This is a genomic window from Paenibacillus luteus (assembly GCF_006542765.1).
Taxonomy (GTDB): Bacteria; Bacillota; Bacilli; order Paenibacillales; family Paenibacillaceae; genus Pristimantibacillus; species Pristimantibacillus luteus.
Genome location: NZ_SKCD01000002.1, coordinates 180873 through 198483 on the forward strand (window position 1 = coordinate 180873; position 17611 = coordinate 198483).

At 41.8% G+C, this 17611-nt stretch carries 17 protein-coding genes, 1 pseudogene, 2 riboswitches and 1 other annotated feature; of the genes and pseudogenes, 3 read left to right on the plus strand and 15 right to left on the minus strand.

The window, feature by feature from the left end; translation table 11 throughout:
• Positions 1-71: 71 nt before the first annotated feature.
• From E0496_RS01710 to E0496_RS01720, 4 genes and pseudogenes are all read right to left on the minus strand, one after another.
• Positions 72-710, minus strand: coding sequence for a spore coat protein (locus E0496_RS01710; RefSeq protein WP_141499893.1), 639 nt, complete (start codon positions 708-710; stop codon positions 72-74).
• A gap of 114 nt (positions 711-824) precedes the next feature.
• Positions 825-1253, minus strand: a complete 429-nt coding sequence (locus E0496_RS36385; RefSeq protein ID WP_421923023.1) for a GNAT family N-acetyltransferase — start codon at positions 1251-1253, stop codon at positions 825-827.
• An 84-nt stretch (positions 1254-1337) separates the two neighbouring features.
• Positions 1338-1727 (minus strand): annotated as a pseudogene (locus E0496_RS36800) (GNAT family N-acetyltransferase); the annotation flags it as partial.
• 30 nt (positions 1728-1757) lie between these two features.
• Positions 1758-2807 (minus strand): aromatic ring-hydroxylating oxygenase subunit alpha, encoded by a 1050-nt coding sequence (locus E0496_RS01720; protein WP_241674500.1) that lies wholly within the window; start codon positions 2805-2807, stop codon positions 1758-1760.
• A 179-nt stretch (positions 2808-2986) separates the two neighbouring features.
• Positions 2987-3088, minus strand: a riboswitch (purine riboswitch).
• A 224-nt stretch (positions 3089-3312) separates the two neighbouring features.
• Here E0496_RS01720 and msrA point away from each other — a divergent pair.
• Complete coding sequence (gene msrA / locus E0496_RS01725; RefSeq protein ID WP_141499895.1) at positions 3313-3831, plus strand: peptide-methionine (S)-S-oxide reductase MsrA; 519 nt, start codon at positions 3313-3315, stop codon at positions 3829-3831.
• 131 nt (positions 3832-3962) lie between these two features.
• Here msrA and E0496_RS01730 read toward each other — a convergent pair whose 3' ends face one another.
• Entirely contained in the window at positions 3963-4289 is a 327-nt protein-coding gene (locus E0496_RS01730; RefSeq protein ID WP_141499896.1) for a DUF5713 family protein, read from the minus strand.
• 54 nt (positions 4290-4343) lie between these two features.
• Positions 4344-4757 (minus strand): VOC family protein, encoded by a 414-nt coding sequence (locus E0496_RS01735; protein ID WP_141499897.1) that lies wholly within the window; start codon positions 4755-4757, stop codon positions 4344-4346.
• A 299-nt stretch (positions 4758-5056) separates the two neighbouring features.
• Between E0496_RS01735 and E0496_RS01740 the strand changes: the two genes are divergently transcribed.
• Positions 5057-8086, plus strand: a complete 3030-nt coding sequence (locus E0496_RS01740; RefSeq protein ID WP_161601276.1) for a family 43 glycosylhydrolase — start codon at positions 5057-5059, stop codon at positions 8084-8086.
• A gap of 93 nt (positions 8087-8179) precedes the next feature.
• Here E0496_RS01740 and E0496_RS01745 read toward each other — a convergent pair whose 3' ends face one another.
• From E0496_RS01745 to E0496_RS01785, 9 genes are all read right to left on the minus strand, one after another.
• Positions 8180-8572, minus strand: coding sequence for a DUF3221 domain-containing protein (locus E0496_RS01745; RefSeq protein WP_206669689.1), 393 nt, complete (start codon positions 8570-8572; stop codon positions 8180-8182).
• 49 nt (positions 8573-8621) lie between these two features.
• Positions 8622-8993: a DMT family transporter gene (locus tag E0496_RS01750; RefSeq protein ID WP_141499900.1), complete on the minus strand. Its 372-nt coding sequence runs from the start codon at positions 8991-8993 to the stop codon at positions 8622-8624.
• A complete protein-coding gene (locus tag E0496_RS01755) occupies positions 8993-9544 on the minus strand; it encodes a TetR/AcrR family transcriptional regulator (RefSeq protein ID WP_141499901.1) in 552 nt (183 codons plus the stop codon). The genes E0496_RS01750 and E0496_RS01755 overlap by 1 nt, the downstream gene beginning before the upstream one ends.
• Positions 9545-9743: 199 nt before the next feature.
• Positions 9744-10604, minus strand: a complete 861-nt coding sequence (locus E0496_RS01760) for a P-loop NTPase family protein (RefSeq protein WP_141499902.1) — start codon at positions 10602-10604, stop codon at positions 9744-9746.
• Between the two features lie 53 nt (positions 10605-10657).
• Entirely contained in the window at positions 10658-11671 is a 1014-nt protein-coding gene (locus E0496_RS01765; RefSeq protein ID WP_206669690.1) for a polysaccharide deacetylase family protein, read from the minus strand.
• A 276-nt stretch (positions 11672-11947) separates the two neighbouring features.
• Positions 11948-12262, minus strand: coding sequence for a DMT family transporter (locus tag E0496_RS01770; protein WP_141499904.1), 315 nt, complete (start codon positions 12260-12262; stop codon positions 11948-11950).
• A 3-nt stretch (positions 12263-12265) separates the two neighbouring features.
• The gene (locus E0496_RS01775) at positions 12266-12601 is read right to left on the minus strand and encodes a DMT family transporter (protein ID WP_141499905.1); all 336 of its coding nucleotides are present in this window, start codon (positions 12599-12601) and stop codon (positions 12266-12268) included.
• Between the two features lie 100 nt (positions 12602-12701).
• Positions 12702-12812, minus strand: a riboswitch (guanidine-I (ykkC/yxkD leader).
• 410 nt (positions 12813-13222) lie between these two features.
• The gene (gene asd, locus E0496_RS01780; protein WP_141499906.1) at positions 13223-14308 is read right to left on the minus strand and encodes an aspartate-semialdehyde dehydrogenase; all 1086 of its coding nucleotides are present in this window, start codon (positions 14306-14308) and stop codon (positions 13223-13225) included.
• 141 nt (positions 14309-14449) lie between these two features.
• Positions 14450-14712 (minus strand) — a binding site (T-box leader).
• Between the two features lie 175 nt (positions 14713-14887).
• Complete coding sequence (locus tag E0496_RS01785) at positions 14888-16090, minus strand: MFS transporter (protein WP_141499907.1); 1203 nt, start codon at positions 16088-16090, stop codon at positions 14888-14890.
• Positions 16091-16488: 398 nt separating this feature from the next.
• Between E0496_RS01785 and E0496_RS01790 the strand changes: the two genes are divergently transcribed.
• Positions 16489-17439: a stalk domain-containing protein gene (locus tag E0496_RS01790; RefSeq protein WP_206669691.1), complete on the plus strand. Its 951-nt coding sequence runs from the start codon at positions 16489-16491 to the stop codon at positions 17437-17439.
• Positions 17440-17611 lie beyond the last annotated feature (172 nt).

Genomic DNA, 17611 nt, shown 5'->3' on the forward strand with positions numbered 1-17611 from the left:
CTAAAAAGGGCTGCCAAATGGCAGCCCCTGATTATTTCTGATGGGAACGCGCTTCATACGCTGTTTGGACTTTAATGAGACCCATATGCCATTCCGTTGTTAAGCGGCATTTGTGGCGTTCCTATGGGCTGGGCATAGGCATTCAGCATGATTTGCATATCCTGATACGCCAGCTGTGGCACTTGGTAATAGGCTTTTTTGTTTTGGTACATAAAAATTTCATAAGCCATCTCAATAAAATTTTGAACCTGTGAAGCAAGCACCCGGCGCACAATGGGATGGGTCACTTCCACGGCACTCATCGTCAACAATGAAGCGTGCCCTTTCACGAGTCCAAGCATGTAGGCGCTAATCCCTGCATCCTTCACTTCCGCTAAGGATTGATTTGGTCTTTTCGGTTCAGCTGGCTGCAAATTGTAGATCGGCTGACTCATCTCTCGAATCATATATGTTGCGGTTTCCTGGCTTGGTTTTTGCCCTATGGCAAAGCATTCTACCGTCAAATTGTATTGCATTAGCGCAAATTGATATTGCCGATCCAAAATATCCAATAGCTCATTATCCCGCACATACGGCCTAAAAATCATGAATTGATCCAGTAGATTAATGGAACATGACAATACTTCATGCACATCAAAAAACTCGTGGCCCCCATGATTCATTTGTGGAGTTTTGGTCATCCTGCCATTGAACTGATTTTGCTGGTGCATCGTTAATCCCCTTTGTCCTTTTAATTGAGCTAGCATCATTAAGTATGATGGGTTATGGACGGAATTATGCAGCGATGCAGGCTTCAATCTCAATGCAAATCCACTAGCAGCTATTCATCTCTCAAACGCTTTTACAAATCGAGACCCGGTAACTTCATAACCTAATTCCTTATAAAATTTATGCGCTTCTTCTGCCCGCTTTAAACCAGATACCAGCCATGTGCCTTTGCATTGATGCTCTAATGCCAGTTTTTCCGCATAGTCCATGAGTAATTTTCCGATGCCTTTTCTCTTCGCTTGCTCGTCTACGACGATGACGGAGATTTCCCCGTATCTTGAAACATCCTCCATATTCTCCCGTATTCTAAACCCTAACGTTCCAATGATTACACCAGCTTCTTCATAAACATACAAATAGTCAAAAGGGCTTAATGCTACAAATGCCAGACGATTTTCCATTTTCTCCACTGTTATTTCTTTAGCAAGCAATTGAGTCATCAATCGGCTTAGCGCGAGACAATCTTCGGAATTAGCTTCTCTGATGGAATCATACCGTATATTGTTTAATTTTTTCTCAAAACAAACACTCGACTCGTTATCGACATATTCGCCGTACCTTTCAATTTCGTAAAATCCATGCTTCTTATAAAACCTCACAGCTTCAGGCAATTCCTCTCCTGTTTCCAGCCGGAGAATGCCATATTGCAAATTATGTGCTTTGTTTTCTAAATGGTTCAAGATTTGTTCAGCAATTCCCTTGTTCCGATAGTCAGGCTCCACATAAAATCTTTTCACTTCAACTACATTGCTATCTAGTGGACGGATTGCTCCGCAGCCCACAGGCAATGTACCATCGTAAGCGATCATGAAAATAACGTCATGAATGGCAGGGCTAGAATAATCAATCAAAAATACTTCTTCCGAAGGATACCTTTCAAACAAGTACTGATCCAAGTTATGAATGAGTCCTAATAAATCTTTATCATTATAATCCACTTGCTTAATCAAAAAGGCCATCTAACGTCTCCTCCACTTTTAATTTGTCATTTATGAAGTATAATTCCTTCCAAGCCCAAGCTCGGTAAGAAGCTGACGATAGGCAATGGATGTACGGTCTGCCGGAATATGGGCTTCAGCAGCCAGGTCGAGCGGAAGATCCTCTGGGGTTTGTGCTTCAACCATCGCCCGGTCTTCTTGGAAGACCTGTAAGTTAAATTTGATGGTGTCCTCAACAGGCGCAGTCTTATCGAAATTCCTTGATATCGGACAAAATAGCCGAGTATAACGAACTGAGACTGGTGAAGCACAATTGAGTATCATTAGTTTTCCATCGTCTGGAAAATGTACGATCAGAGATGCAGCGAAAGGCGCAAACACTCGAAAAGCACGAAGCCACATAAAACCTTCAGGAGCAGGATTTTCTTGCCCTTTGCCATAGTTGCTGACCGTGCTCCAATAGTCGGCAAACAACTCGGTTCCCTCACGTCTAACCTTATAATGCGGAACCTCGGTGTTATTGCGGTCGCCAAAGGTTTCAGTATGGACATACGCAAAATGCGAAACATCCAGAAAACCTTCCATCTGCCGTCCAGCAGAACCTGCTATATCAAAGCTTGGCGGTAAAATATTCACATAATCCGAATCATCCCAACCTAAAAATGCCGGGATCTGTTCCACGGATCCTGCCAGAGAAGTCCATATAAGCCCATAGCGTTCAACAGCTGGATACATGATCAGTTTGAGTTTAGGTGAAATTTTGTTGCTCGGGTGTGCTGGCACAGACGTACACGCCCCTTCACAATTATAACGAAATCCGTGGTATGGGCATACAATTTCATCATTTTCAACCCATCCCATACTCAGAGGAGCCCCGCGGTGAAAGCATAAATCACGAGCAACAACGACATTTCCCTGACTGCGATAACAAACCAGCTTAACGTCAAGCAGCTTAACTCCTACGGGTTTATCCACAATATCGGCTGCAATGGCAATGGGATACCAAAATGCGGAAAGGATATGCCAATCATTTGGCGTAAACGAGCAGTCTCGGGGAAATGATGTTCGATTAGCTTCCATTATTTTCGTAGTCTCATTCATTTGTTTTCACCTCACGATTTATTGGGGCTTGCAGCTTGCTGAGTTCTATTCGCGATTGGACAGCTCCCTGATTAATCTGGTATGAATGGCCGCCGATAGCACAAAAAAGCCCAGACGCAAGAGGCGCAAAGCGAAATGAACCTTTGCATCCGAGAAAAAAATCGGAATCAAAGATGCTTCCTGCTTTTACGGCCTCTTGTAGCCTGGGGCAATTATGGTTGCCTGGTCGAGACGCTCAAACCAATTAATGAGCTTATACAAGAGTGAATTTTAATGTTATGTTTTATTACATGATATTTCATTTATCATAAACGCACATGGCATTTCTGTCAACAGCATGTGATGTTAAAACTAAATATGATAAAATCTCCTCCCTATCTTCATCAAATTAATGTACGAATGGAATATAAATAGATATAATTAGACTTAAATAGTTTGCTTACCGTAAACTTTTACAAAGTTAGTACTTATCAAAGTGCTTAAGCTAAGGAAATGGGGAAAACATATGATACAAAAAGCAACGTTTGCCGGAGGCTGTTTCTGGTGCATGGTAAGTCCGTTTGAAGAACAGCCCGGCATTCACGGCATTCTGTCAGGCTATATGGGCGGAACGCTGGAGAACCCTACGTATGAGCAAGTATTAACTGGAGAAACGGGACATTTGGAGGTTGTACAAATCACTTTCGATCCGGACATTTTCCCATATGAGAAACTATTGGAGCTTTATTGGCCGCAGATTGACCCAACGGATGCCACCGGACAAGGAAACGACCGTAAAAGCCAATACCGAGCTGCTATTCTTTATCACAATGAAGAACAGCGCGAGCTTGCCCTAAAATCCAAAGAAGAGCTAGCAAAGAGCGGACGCTTTGACAAGCCCATTGCAACAGCAATTGAGGAAGCGACTGTTTTTTATCCGGCTGAAGAATATCACCAAAACTATCACCGTAAAAATCCGAAGTTTTATAAGGAATCAAGGGTCTATTCCGGCCGTGACGCTATTATAGAGAAGTATTGGAAGTAGGGTGGAGCCCTTTATAGGGGAAGAACGAGGAATTAAAATACTAGTGAGAGCGGGAAACAAGCCAGGCATCTGCCTTGTTTCCCGCTCTCTTTTGTTATGTTGCTCAAGCCATTTCTATTCTTTTCAAAAGGTTACCAGTCTCGCTCTTGTATTGCCGTTTCGATATCAATGTTTACTTCAAAAAACGTTAGCAATGCATCAACCGTCATTCCGATTGTCTCTCTTGCCACCGTTTCTAATTCGCTTCCATTTTCATCAAATTCCTCCTGCAAGTCATTGATGGCTATCGTCATCTCATCCAGCTTTGCTTGAATCTCATCAATCGTAGGAGTTCCGCTTTCAAGAAACAAAACTACCTCTTCAATGCTCTTCTTCACCTTGTCCACTAAAAATGTGGGATAATAGCTGTCCTTGTACATATCCTCCAAATAAACAAAATCCGAAGGCAGTTTTTTCATGAAATCTCTCCTCTCTTATTGCACGTTGTTTTCCATTCCTACGCTGATATGTTATTACTCAACAGGAAATTGGCTCATGTCCATATACAGCAGATTCCAACGGTGACCATCCAAATCGGCAAAGCCTGCACCATACATCCACCCCTGGTCATTGGGCTGTCCAAAGATAGTTCCGCCAGCCTTTACTACTTTCGCAACCATTTCATCCACTTCTTCCTTACTCTCTGCGCCAATCGAAAACAATACTTCAGTGCTTTTCGTTGTATCCGAAATGTTATTACCTGTAAACTTTTGAAATGTAGACTCAGGAAAAAGCATCAGAATTACATTCTTGTCTCCGATAACTAGACTAGCTTGATCATCAGCATTCCCAAACCCTTCATTTAAAGAAAATCCAATTTCCGTGAAAAACGCTTTAGATTTGTTGAGATCCTTGACTGGTAGGTTGATCCAGACTTGTCCCGCCATAGTAATTCCTCCCTATAAAGTAATCATTGTCTTATTGCTATTTTACACTTCTGATACAAATTCCATTCGTTACCTAGGTAATCCTGCCTCTGTAAGGTGTTAAATTCTATTAAAGAAAAAGGACAGAATATTGTAAAAAAACGCCGGATATTAGAAATAAATAATTATGGGAATATGTTAAGTTTGAAACACAAGAAAGGAGATAGATAGGAGGAGATGATATAAGCAATATGGTTATAGGGACCCATAAGACCAGCCTGATCTAAACTGGAATGATTGAGAAATTAGGAGGGATAAGGATGAAAAGAATAATCGGAATTGTGATAGCACTCCTCTTCTTTGCAGGCACAATTATGCTTCCTCTCGCTGTTCACGCTGCAGATTCAACGATGGATGGTCACGGATTAATGGGTGAGTTTTTTAAATGCGAAAAAAATCCAAACAATCGAGAAGATATAACGATATTTAATTTTGATAATTTCCGCGGCGAAAGGGCCGTTGGAAATTTAAACGGGGACTCCTTTGCAAGTATATTCAATCAGCTGTCGGGAACGCCGGATTTTCATACTGCAAGGTTCACAGGCACCATTGTGCCGCAATATACCGAAGACTATACCTTTCACATGGTAGGCGATGACGGGTTCAGATTATGGATTAACGGCGAATTGATTATTGATTTTTGGCAGCAAAAATGGGAACTTCCGCAAGTAAGCACGCCTGTAACTTTGGAAGCAGGAAAACATTATGATATCAAAGTTGAGTATTTACAAGGCTGGGGCGGCGCTTGGCTACAAATGGAATGGGAAAGCGCAAGCCAAAAAAGAGAAATTGTTCCGGAATCCGCTCTTTACTTACCGCCTGACCGCACCATTACAACTAAGAAGAGCGATTTGACGTCTGAAATTCAAAAAATGGAGGATTTGACGGAAAACTTTGCAGATAAAGTATCAGAAAATGCTATAAATCATTTGCATGCGGCTAAAGCAGCAGCAGTAGCATTGCTAGGGACCATTGATAACCAAGAAATTAGTGATCTCGATAAGGTAGTATTATTAATAAGGGCAATTGAAACCGCTTCCACTTCTCGTTCCGACTTTATGATCGAAATGGGCGTAATGAGTTCCTCCACAGCTGAGAAGTTCAACAACCCTCTATATCAAGGCCAGGACCCCTTTGTCACCTACAAAGACGGATTTTATTACTTTGTATCTTCTAGTAACCTTGACTCCAACAATAAAGTTTATGTATCCAAATCCCGCACCTTGATCGATCAAGGTGAAAAGGTAATGGTATTTGATTCAAAAGGCACGCAAACTCGTATTTTCGCTCCGGAAATCTTCTTTTTGGAGGGCAAATGGTACATCTATTACTGTGCTGACTTAAAAGAATACGGCTACCAGCACATGGCCACCGTTCTGGAATCCGCAACCGATGATCCCCAAGGGGAGTATGTAGATAAAGGCGCGCTGTATGCCGGGGAAAACGGAGTCATTAAACAAGCAAACGACTTTACGGTATTTGAATACAAGGGACAGCTCTATGCGGTTTGGGGCACGCTTGGCCCAGGTGAACCAATTGGCCCGGCCATCGCACCAATGGATAACCCTTATACGATTACAGCAGACCGCTCCTTCCTGCCGGGTGGCGGCGGAGAAGGTCCCCGTGTATTGCAAAAAGACGGAAAAGTATTTATTACCATGTCCGAAGGCGACTATGCATCCAATGGTTATCGTTTATCTTATTTCACCAATACAGATGGGGATTTCTTGAACCCTAATTCTTGGACTCGCACCAATGATGTATTTGTCGCTACCGGCGATGTATCCGGTCCGGCCCGAGCCGGTTTTGTAAAATCGGCAGACGGCAAGGAAGATTGGATGATATATCATTCACGGGTGTATAAAGACACGGGACGCAACTGGTGGCGTCAGGTAAATATCAAAAAAATCAGTTGGAATGCTGATGGAACCCCTATTTTGGGAAATCCGGTATCCCCTTATGAGTGGCAAGCCTTGCCTTCCGGTGATTTGGGTCTGGGCGACATGTATCAAGCCGAAGATGCTTTACTCTTTGGAGATATCACCCTAGACAATAGCCATGCCAATTATCAAGGAACCGGTTATATTCATTTGCCAAAAGAATCCGGCGCTGAAGCCAGCTTTGTTGTAAATGCGCAAGAAAATGGCGATTATATCGTAGGCTTGAGATATGCCTATGGCGTACAGGTGAATGGCGAGTCAACGAATAATCCCACTTCCCAATTGCCTGCAAGAGCTCAAATCAATGTATATGTAAATGGAATACATGTCAAGACAGCTGCTCCCGACAAAACAGCGATCAGTTGGGATGAATGGTTTACTGCTTCTGAGCGTTTAACCTTAAAAGCAGGTCCAAACGTAATCAGTTATCGAATTGATAATGGCAGTATCGGGAATGTGAATGTGGACTACGTAACCATGCATAAAGCGGATGTTCCCAATTCCGTTCCTTCTAATGACTTAAAGGGTACTCTTACTGGCGTGTCTCAGATCCCATCAGGCAGCAGCTTCGGGGTAAACTTTGGATTAGCCCAAGTGTCAACAAGCGCGGACGATGCGATTTTCGCTCAGGATCTGACATTCGACTATGATCCTGACCAGCTTGAGTTTATTTCTGCAGAACCGCTAAAGGATGGTCTTATGGTCATTGATTTCAAAAAGGATGTCACTGGACAAGTGCGTATTCTGGTGGCAAGTCAAGGTGCGGAGCATGCCATCAGCGCTGATGGTGACTTGCTTCAATTAAACTGGAAAGCTCTCAAAGTGGCAGCTACAGCAAGCATTACTCTCTCTCAGGCTCAAATGGCCAACTCTACGGGAGTGGAGACAACTCTTGCTCCTGTGACCTATAACGTACAAATTACTGGCACGAATGGCCTAAATAAAGAGGCTTTGCTTCTGTTAATTACTCAGTCACAAGCCGCGGTCAACGCTGCTATAGAAGGCAATGCGCCAGGACAATTCCCGGCCGGTTCCAAGGCTGTATTGCAAATAGCGATCGATACCGCTAGAGCGGTATCCGATAACGCCGAAACTCAAGCGGCTATAGATCAAGCAGCAAGCGCCTTAAATCTTGCGCTGCAGGCGTTTAAGCAATCAGTCAAGCCAACCCTGACGGGAGATATGAATACGGATGGAAAATTAACCATTGGAGATCTGGCTATTGTAGCTGCCAGCTATGGTAAATCACAGGCAAGCCCAGATTGGATTACTGTTCAAAAAGCGGATATCAACCATGATGGCATCATTGATATTGCTGATCTCGCCTTTATTGCAAAAGCCATAATCTAATCCTGTAGGAATTGGCTCATTACTCCTTCAATTAACGTTAGCTAAACAGGCTGTAGACATGATCTGCCGCCTGTTCTCCTTTACGCGATTGTTTTATTTTCGATCAGGGATCTGAATAGGTATGATCTTATCTCGTTTTTCATTAAGTACAGAAACTGTCCATAGGGAAGCAGTTGGATCGAATTGAACTTCTTTGACGACACTAAATGAATCTTCTCCGATTTCAAGCGAGGATATCGCCTTCTTAACGGCTTCGGCTGCAAGCAACTGGGATCCTTCGATTTCGGTGTTCGAGATGACGGCAACACGTTCAGTCTTCCCCTGTTGAGGATAAGAATCAGCAACTTCCCCACCCACTGACCATACCTCTACTTTCATTCCAATATCGATGGTAGAAGGAACTGCGCTAAACCAAATCGCACTATAATAATTTTTCTGCCCACCCGAGGAACTATAAGAAGAATCGGTATAATCCCCTTCTACCATAAGTTCAATGAACTTATGGTAAAAGGGGACTTTTTTCAACCTCCATTTATTATTTTTGAGCTACTGTGCTTGTCATTTCTGTCGCGCCCTTTGCCTCACTGTGTCCTGCACCAAATAAATTCAAAACCACAACTCCAATCACGATTAAACCAATGCCTACCATGCTTCCTGTATTTATTTTTTCTTTCCAGATCAATACCGAAATAACCGCCGTGGCAACAGCTCCTACCCCTGACCATATCGCATAAGTCATGTTTAAAGGAAGTGTTTTGAGCGTTAATGAGATAAAGAAGAATGACACAGAAAACGCTACAATCGTTAATAAGCTTGGATACAATTTAGTAAAGCCTTCTGAAGCTTTAAGCATGGAAGTTCCAATTAGCTCTCCAATTATAGAGACTGCTAGGAATAAGTAAGCCATTATTCATCCTCCTTGATATTTGCTTTTAATTGTTCAATAATCCTTTGTCTGAGCTCTGCCTTAGGAGGAGCCAGCCCGAACATTTCGGCAAACCATAAACCATCAATGGCTAGACGGACAATCGTAGAGCGAACAGGGTCCATCTCATCATTTTCAATTTTATCCTGAATTTTAGAATACTCGTCCCGCAGAAGTTGTAGCATTTGAGGATTAGTGAAATGAGCTGCTGAAAGAGCGGTATACAGATCATTCCCTTCGCTGTCGCCGAATAGAGATGTTTCCATATAGGAGCGCGTCCACTTTCCTCTGGAATGATGATCAGCGATCGCATTTTTGTTAAATTCATCAACAAAGTTATTGGATAACTGCTCAATCATACCTAGAATTAAGGTTTCTTTATTGGGAAAATGATAAAGCAAACCTCCCTTACTAATCCCCGCTCTTTTGGCAACAGCCTCCAACGTTAATTTCTCCACACCTTCCTCGTGTACAATCTGCGAAACCGTTTTAAGAATCAACTCTCTTTTGATTTCCTTTTTAGTTGATTTCATTTGTATCACCTCTCTTTTATTGTACCGTCTGGACGGTTTTATTTCAAGTGAGTATATTAACATTTAAAAAATTCGTTCGTTCTGAGCAATGATGCATGTTAGATTATTAACAAAGTAAAGGAAGATAACAAAACCAGCAAAAACTGAAAAACCCGACCTTAGAAGGTCGGGTAGATTCGTAAACGCTCTAGAAAAACGCTTATTCTTCGTTTGCTGATTTAAAATATTTTGATAAAATGCCCGCTAATACTTCTTTATATTCGTTTAAATGAAAAGATGAATTATCCACTCTCACCTTGTTTATATTTACGACGTCAACGATTTCAGCCTCCAGATCCTGCCTCGCTTTAAGAATCTGCAGAGTTCCCTCTAACCCTTTATAACTGTGATTTTTTCCATAACCCTGGTTCGTATAATATTCAATGAAACCCTCTGACCATTCTTCAGGCCTTTCCTTAACGGCTTTCCTAAAGGAGTGATTAAGATCGCTCTGTTCTATGTAAATCAACAAAGGATTCAATCGCTCCACTATGTTTGCCAATTCTTTAACATAGCTTATAATGTCATCTTTCTTTGTATCATGTTTAATCATGCCCATGGTTACAGGGTTTTGTATAAAGCAGCAATCAAAGATAAAGGTATCTGAACTTCTCAAAACATTCTCAGCAAACGTTTTCCATTTATCGGTTATCAGTTTCCTGTTTTGATCTAGAGATAATTCGTATATATCATGTTTGACAACGTCTTGCAGCAAATCATCTGGAAAACTTGAGCCATATTCATTTTTTATTTTTCGGTATTCTAGGAAGTAATGATGGCCTTGTTTAATGATGAGATTGCTCAGTACATCTTTAAACTTCTCATGAGTAACCAATAATGTATTGAATTCATTTTCATTAAAATAAGCAACCCCATCATAATCAGCAGGATGTTCCAAATTCCCCTCCAAAAACAACTGAGATTTGATATTCATTTCTGTAAGAATTTCATGAACAAGCCCCGCCGTTGTCGTTTTCCCGAACCCGGGCAGTCCTTCTATTAACACTAATTTCGAACTCATCTAAAGTCACTCCTTTAGCTTGCTTGTCTCAATACTAAGCGATAACATTGTCATTAACCAAACAGATTTTTGCTCCTCATTCGTTTTCTCGCTGTAAGCAGCCTAGACCCACTCCATAACCAGAGGACCGCCACAACCATTAAGGCAAGAAAGGACTTGATCGTATAATAATGACGCGTGCCTGTATCTGTGGAAAATTGAATGCTGCCTAGCTGCTCTTTCGCATGTTTCATGAGGGATAGCTGCATCACTGGATCATTGTCCATACCACCGGTATTCAATCGAAAACCGTTAGTATGCCCGGGTTTATTCAAACCCATCTTGACAGTCAGTGTTACCTCAATACCTAACTGGTCGCATATGTCGAGCAGCTGCTCAGAGAAACCCCCAAAAGGAAAAGCAAGCACATTGTTTTTAGTTCCAAGTTTCTGCTGCAAAATTTCATTGGCCTGCTTAAGATCGTTAGTAATACGCTGCTTATACTCCTCTTCCGTTTCCTGCCGCTGCTTATCCTTCAAATAAATCGGAGCGGCAAGCAGAGCAGTTTTTGCAGTACCGGAGGAATCCATTTCCGCATATTTATGGGAGTCATACGTATGGCTGAAAAACTCAATCCCATTTCTGTGCATGAGTTCTACCTGCTCCCAAGTCACCTTCGGTATTCCTTTATATTCAGGATTATCGATTGCATTCACAATCAGAAAGTTAGTTGCAGGTGCTTGATATTTCTGTAGTAGCGGATACGCATACGTATAAAATGATGCATAACCATCGTCGAATGTCAGGAGCACTGCGTTGTCTGGTATCGGAGACGAATGCAGGATAAATGCAATGTACTCACTCATGGAAATCCAATGAAAGTTATTATCTCTCATTAACTCTAATTGCTTCTCAAAATGAGCAACGGATAATGTACCTCTGTCCTTCGGCTCAGGATCGAGATCATGATACATCAACACTAGCACCCGATCTTTATAGTAGACACCTGTAGGATTATTAACTTCAGGCTTTAAACCATTATAAGGTGAAATAACCTTATCTGAATCCCCCTTCTTTGCACTTTCCATAACCATTTGTTTTAAAATTGGTATTCTCGAATGATATCTTTGTACGATGAAATAACTAAAAACGATGGTCGAAAAGACTAGCAAGATAGATAGAAAAAAAAATCTTAATTTTAAAATCATGCAACGCCTCACACAATAGGATTGATGTTCAAACGATACATTCGACGAGCATCCAAATCATCATACCATTATTGTAAACTTTTAGGATACTTTTTTTCTCTTACTTATCCTTTTTTAGTTGCCCTTAACCATTTACTACCTATGAATGGCTGACCATTAACTCACCAGCTTCAATCCAACGGCAGATCCAAGCACCAAAGCTATAAACAAAATTCTTAATCCATTCCGTGGTTCGTTATAAAATATCATTCCCAGCACTGCACCGCCTGATGCTCCAATTCCAGTCCAGACCGCATAAGCGGTACCCATTGCTAAAGTTCTCATGGCCAGTGATAAGAACAAAAAGCTCAGCCCAAAACCTGCAATCAACATTAGCATAGCGCGCCAGCTGCGATCTTTATGCCATTTATTAATCATGAGAACGCCAAACATTTCAAACACACCTGCCAAAACTAAAAATGTCCAATTCATGATTTATACCCTCTCTTTCATCTTGTCTTTACTAAGCATTTTCAAACCAATGACACCCAGTAGCAGCAGTCCGATCAGAATTATTTTTCCAAATTGAATAACAGCATCAAACAAAATAATTTCCGCCAATACTGTACCCGCCGTACCAAGACCAACAAATACAGCGTAAACGGTTCCCACTGGCAGCGACCGCGCAGCTGAAATCATTAAGGTGAAACTTACGATGATAGCGATGATTGTTGCTCCCCATTCTAGAAAACCATTGGCATGTTTCAAGCCAATCACCCAACCTACTTCAAACAAAGCTGCAATCAAAACGGACATCCAGGTTTTATTCATACCTGCCACTCTCCTTATTTTAGTTAAAATGACTAAACGTATAACCAAATGCAGAATAAACACAAAAAAGCCTAAGAAACAAACTGCAATGTAGCAGTTTATCTCCCAGGCTTTTATCCCTCCGTGGCACATCCTAAAGGGATGTGAGTTTTCTCTCGGACCAGTCCAACAGCAATCAAAGCTGAGTTGCGGAACCCTAGAAAACTTTTTTATTCGGTTGCAACCAATTATACACACATAAATGACATTGTCAAGGAAAAACGAAAGAGCTCTCCAGAGAAGCCGCTCTTCAGGAGGTCATCGTATGGTTAAGAATTCATAATGTGCCTGTAAATGATAAGACACGAATCATTGTCTCTGACTATTGGAGAGAACTTACCCTTCCGACAAGGTCGTGATCTATCAAGAGGGACGCTTTGGCAAAGTGCTGATTCATACACAGGGACAGAGCATGTATACGAGAGAGGTCTGAATTATTGTTTGTTTTCAAGTGAGAGGCGCAGCCTCTTTCCTTGTATAATTCCAGTCGCATGGCCTACAGCACAAAAAAATCCCGATCTTAAAACGATTGGGATTTTTTTGCGTTGTGTTATCTAAGTAATCATATGAAACCGCATGCTTCTATTTTGCCTGAATATATCCTTCTGCTTTAAGCAATTCGGCGATCAGAACTGCACCACCCGCGGCTCCACGCAATGTGTTATGCGATAATCCAACAAATTTATAATCGTAGAGGGTATCTTCTCTCAAACGTCCTGCCGAAACGCCCATCCCACGCTCAATGTCACGATCTAGCCTCGTCTGCGGTCTATTCTCTTCTTCAAAATAAGTAATAAACTGCTTCGGTGCGCTTGGCAGACCAAGCTCCTGCGGTCGTCCTTTGAATTGCATCCAGCGTGCGAGAATTTCTTCCTTTGAAGGTTTTTTCTCGAACGATACAAAGACTGTAGCCAGATGTCCATCCAAAACAGGCACGCGAATACACTGCGTTGTAATTAATGGAGCACTTGCTTTAATGATTTCGTTATTTTGAATGCTGCCCCAAATACGCAGCGGCTCCTGCTCACTTTTTTCTTCCTCGCCACCAATATATGGAATAACATTGTCTAACATTTCAGGCCAATCCGTAAAGTTTTTGCCTGCTCCCGATATCGCTTGATACGTCGATGCCACCACTTGCGTAGGCTTATAGTCTAGCAGTGCGTGAAGCGCCGGTACGTAGCTCTGAATGGAACAGTTAGGTTTGACTGCAATGAAACCAGTCGAGGTCCCCAGGCGTTTTCTTTGAGCTGTGATCACATCAAGATGACCTGGATTAATTTCCGGAATAACCATAGGAACATCAGGTGTCCAGCGATGAGCCGAATTATTGGAAACGACAGGAGTGCCCGTCTTCGCGTACGCCTCTTCTAAAGCTTGAATTTCATTTTTTTTCATATCTACGGCACAAAAAATAAAATCGACCTGAGTAGCAAATGCCTCCACTTTCGAAGCATCCTGAACGACAATATTTTTCACTTCTTCAGGCATAGGGCTAGTCAGCTTCCATCTGCCTTGAACAGATTCTTCATACGTTTTGCCTGCTGAACTCGCACTCGCCGCAATAGCCGTTACCTCAAACCATGGATGCTGATCCAGCAACTGCACAAACCGCTGGCCCACCATGCCTGTTCCTCCAACAATTCCAACCTTTAATTTCTCTGTCATTCCCAATCCATTCCTTTCAGCTTGGTTTGAACTTTCTTAAATCGTTATTCACACACTATTATGAGGTGTACTTTTTGTTACATGTGATCTGTATTTTCTTAGCAAAAACAAAAAAATCCCGTCCCTAAGACTGTAATCAGTCTTAGGGACGAGATTATTATACTCGTGGTACCACCCTAGGTTTACTAATATGTCTCCATATTAGCCTCTTCAAGTACGGCTTTAGCCATGAAAGCTTATACTTTAGCTCTATAACAGGAGCTCCTGACACACCATCCCCTTTAATTAAGGTTCCAATGTGCTGCTCTGAGCCTTTTTTCAATAAGGAACTCTTACTCCTTTTCAGCTGACGGAGCTCTCTGTGAAAGAATTCATTTATTTACTCATCTCTTCATCGCATTTTAATATTACGATTATATTATCAAAAAACGTTTCCGCGGTAAACAGGAAATTTAAAAATTAGATTACTTTTCACAATTAATTATGCCCTGTCTAATCAAATTACGCAACAATTCGTTATATCTTCCGATTCCTTGCTTCTCTAAGCTTCTGAAACCAACATTTAACTAAGCATATTTGTCATGCTTTTTGTTTCAATGTTCGGTTCACTTTCTCTGAGCTGAACAGCATGAACAGGATAAACACGAGTGCGGCTGCTGGGAACAGAGAGATGCTTGAATAAGAAGCGATGAGGCCAAACAAAGGCGGCAATAACGTAGTACCCGTGTAAGCAACCGCCATTTGATAACCCATCAATTTGGCTGAGTTTTCTTTGCCGAACCTCTCTGGAGTTTCGTGAAGCAGACCTGGATAGATCGGCGCAAGCCCAAGGCCAATCAGGATAAAACCAATGAGCGTAAAAACATCAGGAAGTGGGAGCAGCAAAATAATTCCGCCTGCCAGCGCTGTGAGTTGGCCTAGGAGTATTAAAACTCGGTTGTTTAATTTCAGTGTTATAAATCCGGTTATCAGCCTACCTATAGTAATTCCACCATAATACAATGATATCCAGCTGGCTGCCGTTTCCGCAGTGACATTTTTAGAGCCTACGAGATAACTAGCTCCCCATAATCCAACCGTTGCTTCAACGCCACAATAAAATAAAAAAGCAACAAGCGTAGGCTTAACGCCTCTAATATGAAGAGGGGTTGCTTTCCAGCTCGCTTTGGATTGTGGTATGTCCTTAAGGTTTGATTCCGATTGAGTTTCAGACACCTTTGACTGCTTTAATGATGCTACTCGTTTCCATAATGGAAGCGTAACGAGCAATAGGATCACGAGGCTGAATTGGATCATCGCAACTTGAAAATACCCTTGTCTCCATGAGTTATGATTCGCAATGAAATAAGACATAATCATAGGACCCATGGTGGCGCCTACACCCCAGAAACAATGCAGCCAGCTCATATGATGGGCTTTATAATGAGTAGCTACATAGTTATTGAGCCCAGCATCAACAGCTCCCCCGCCAAGACCAAGAGGAATAGCCAGCAGCATAAGCCAAAGCAGCGAAGGCGAGAAGGAGAAGCCCAGCAATGCCCCTGCGGTCAAGATACAACTGAACAAAGTAATCTTGCCCGTTCCATATTTATCGATAACACTTCCGCTAAACAAACTGGAAACGATCGTACCTGCTGATACAATCATCGCTAACAAGCCTGCCGATTCGAATGAAGACCCAATTTCTGGTTGCATTACGGGCCAAGCCGCACCAAGTAAAGAATCTGGAATCCCCAAGCTAATAAAAGCAAGATAAATAATGAGAAGAAACCATGTTGCCATAAGTGAACTCCTTTAATGTAAAATAATTAAGCTAACCTTGCTTCCCTTTACCTTTTTTACCATCCTGAAATTCACCAAAGCCCTGCGGATATTTTTTCGAAGAGGTTCCTCCTTAGTAATTCAACTTATTAAAGAAGATTAATAAGTATATTTAACTTATAGTCTCATTATTCTCTCCTGTCAAGATAAATCATTTGAGCAACATCCTCCAAGCCATCAAGCTCGAAAACTTCCATCTATATTTTCCACCCTATTTCCATTATTGTAACGGTTTCTAGTATAATGGATAGCATCGACATTCCCTATCGGTCACGATTAGGAATCATGAAGATGACAAGAACAAGTGCAGCCTATCATATAGCTGAGCTTAACTATAAGTGAGGAGTTTTCAGCCCATGATGAGTAAATACAAAGGGAAATTTGCAGTCGGAGCGATCGGCATTTTTCTTGTTTTGGTTGCTGTAGGCGTGTCGGAATTCCATTTTGGGATATTCAAAAAAACAGTTTTTACATACAAGGTGAAACACTATCTAGAGCAAACCTATAGCGAACCTATGACGATCAAAAGGGTGTCCTATTTATGGGACAATATCGAACCCCTGAGCGCACGGGTACACCCTCAAGGCGAAAGTAACCTAGAATTTAGTGTATACCCGCGCAAGGAGGAGATTTCTGGTTTTCTCGATGACTATGCGAACATACTATGGCTTCATCAGGCAAAAGAAGAATTGGACAAACGCTTAATGTCCATTGAAAGCGACTTCAAAAATGTCCTTTATTTAGACTTTACCTGCTGCACAACAAGCAGCCCGGATGACAAATTAAGCGAAGGGAAAGTTCCTGCATACAACGAGGCAAATTTAACCTTTGATGTAACCTTTCAGCTTAATCGAGGACTAGAGCCAAATGATCTTGAGCATATGTACCATATTCTAAATGCTTTAAAAAAACAGGAGCAGCCTGCATTTGGCACCCTATTGTTCCTTTTGCATCCAGAAGACGAGTCCTATCGTATCGAATATCGCATTCCAAGCGCAAACTTAAAGGATATCCATACCGCAGCAGACCTTAAAGCTTACAATGAAAGCCGCTTTCCTGCAAGGGAGCTTGCTGCTATGATTGGAGCTAATGTTTTGTGGGATGAATCGAGCTCACAAGTCGTGTTTACCAAGGGAGACCGCGTCCTAGAGTTCAACCATTGGGGCGAAGAGGTTCTAATGAATGGAACCCCTATTCAAAACCCGCTTCCTTTATTCCCTGGGGATCATGGACAAGTTCTCGTACCTGTCGCTGTCATCGAAGAGGCGTTTCAAATTGAAGTTTCCTTGATCGAACCGTTTATTTCCTAACTAAACCATTTTAACAACTGCAAAAAAAGCCCACAACCTGATAACATGATATGCTCCCATCATAGTAGACAGTAGAAAAAACAAAACCTCTACTTCTACCATGATGGGAGTTTTTGCTTTGTCAAAAAGGAGTCCAATTTCATTAGATGTAAAACTACAGGTTGTAAAAAGA

Bases quoted from the DNA above. Each gene is read 5' to 3' on its own strand.
- E0496_RS01755 (WP_141499901.1), bottom strand. From the start codon at position 9,544: ATGAAATCAACTAAAAAGGAAATCAAAAGAGAGTTGATTCTTAAAACG.
- E0496_RS01740 (WP_161601276.1), top strand. From the start codon at position 5,057: ATGAAAAGAATAATCGGAATTGTGATAGCACTCCTCTTCTTTGCAGGC.
- E0496_RS01730 (WP_141499896.1), bottom strand. From the start codon at position 4,289: ATGAAAAAACTGCCTTCGGATTTTGTTTATTTGGAGGATATGTACAAG.
- E0496_RS01785 (WP_141499907.1), bottom strand. From the start codon at position 16,090: ATGGCAACATGGTTTCTTCTCATTATTTATCTTGCTTTTATTAGCTTG.
- E0496_RS01750 (WP_141499900.1), bottom strand. From the start codon at position 8,993: ATGGCTTACTTATTCCTAGCAGTCTCTATAATTGGAGAGCTAATTGGA.
- E0496_RS01770 (WP_141499904.1), bottom strand. From the start codon at position 12,262: ATGAATTGGACATTTTTAGTTTTGGCAGGTGTGTTTGAAATGTTTGGC.
- E0496_RS01745 (WP_206669689.1), bottom strand. From the start codon at position 8,572: ATGGTAGAAGGGGATTATACCGATTCTTCTTATAGTTCCTCGGGTGGG.
- msrA (WP_141499895.1), top strand. From the start codon at position 3,313: ATGATACAAAAAGCAACGTTTGCCGGAGGCTGTTTCTGGTGCATGGTA.
- asd (WP_141499906.1), bottom strand. From the start codon at position 14,308: ATGACAGAGAAATTAAAGGTTGGAATTGTTGGAGGAACAGGCATGGTG.
- E0496_RS01735 (WP_141499897.1), bottom strand. From the start codon at position 4,757: ATGGCGGGACAAGTCTGGATCAACCTACCAGTCAAGGATCTCAACAAA.
- E0496_RS01790 (WP_206669691.1), top strand. From the start codon at position 16,489: ATGAGTAAATACAAAGGGAAATTTGCAGTCGGAGCGATCGGCATTTTT.
- E0496_RS01765 (WP_206669690.1), bottom strand. From the start codon at position 11,671: ATGGAAAGTGCAAAGAAGGGGGATTCAGATAAGGTTATTTCACCTTAT.
- E0496_RS01775 (WP_141499905.1), bottom strand. From the start codon at position 12,601: ATGAATAAAACCTGGATGTCCGTTTTGATTGCAGCTTTGTTTGAAGTA.
- E0496_RS01760 (WP_141499902.1), bottom strand. From the start codon at position 10,604: ATGAGTTCGAAATTAGTGTTAATAGAAGGACTGCCCGGGTTCGGGAAA.
- E0496_RS01720 (WP_241674500.1), bottom strand. From the start codon at position 2,807: ATGAATGAGACTACGAAAATAATGGAAGCTAATCGAACATCATTTCCC.
- E0496_RS01710 (WP_141499893.1), bottom strand. From the start codon at position 710: ATGCACCAGCAAAATCAGTTCAATGGCAGGATGACCAAAACTCCACAA.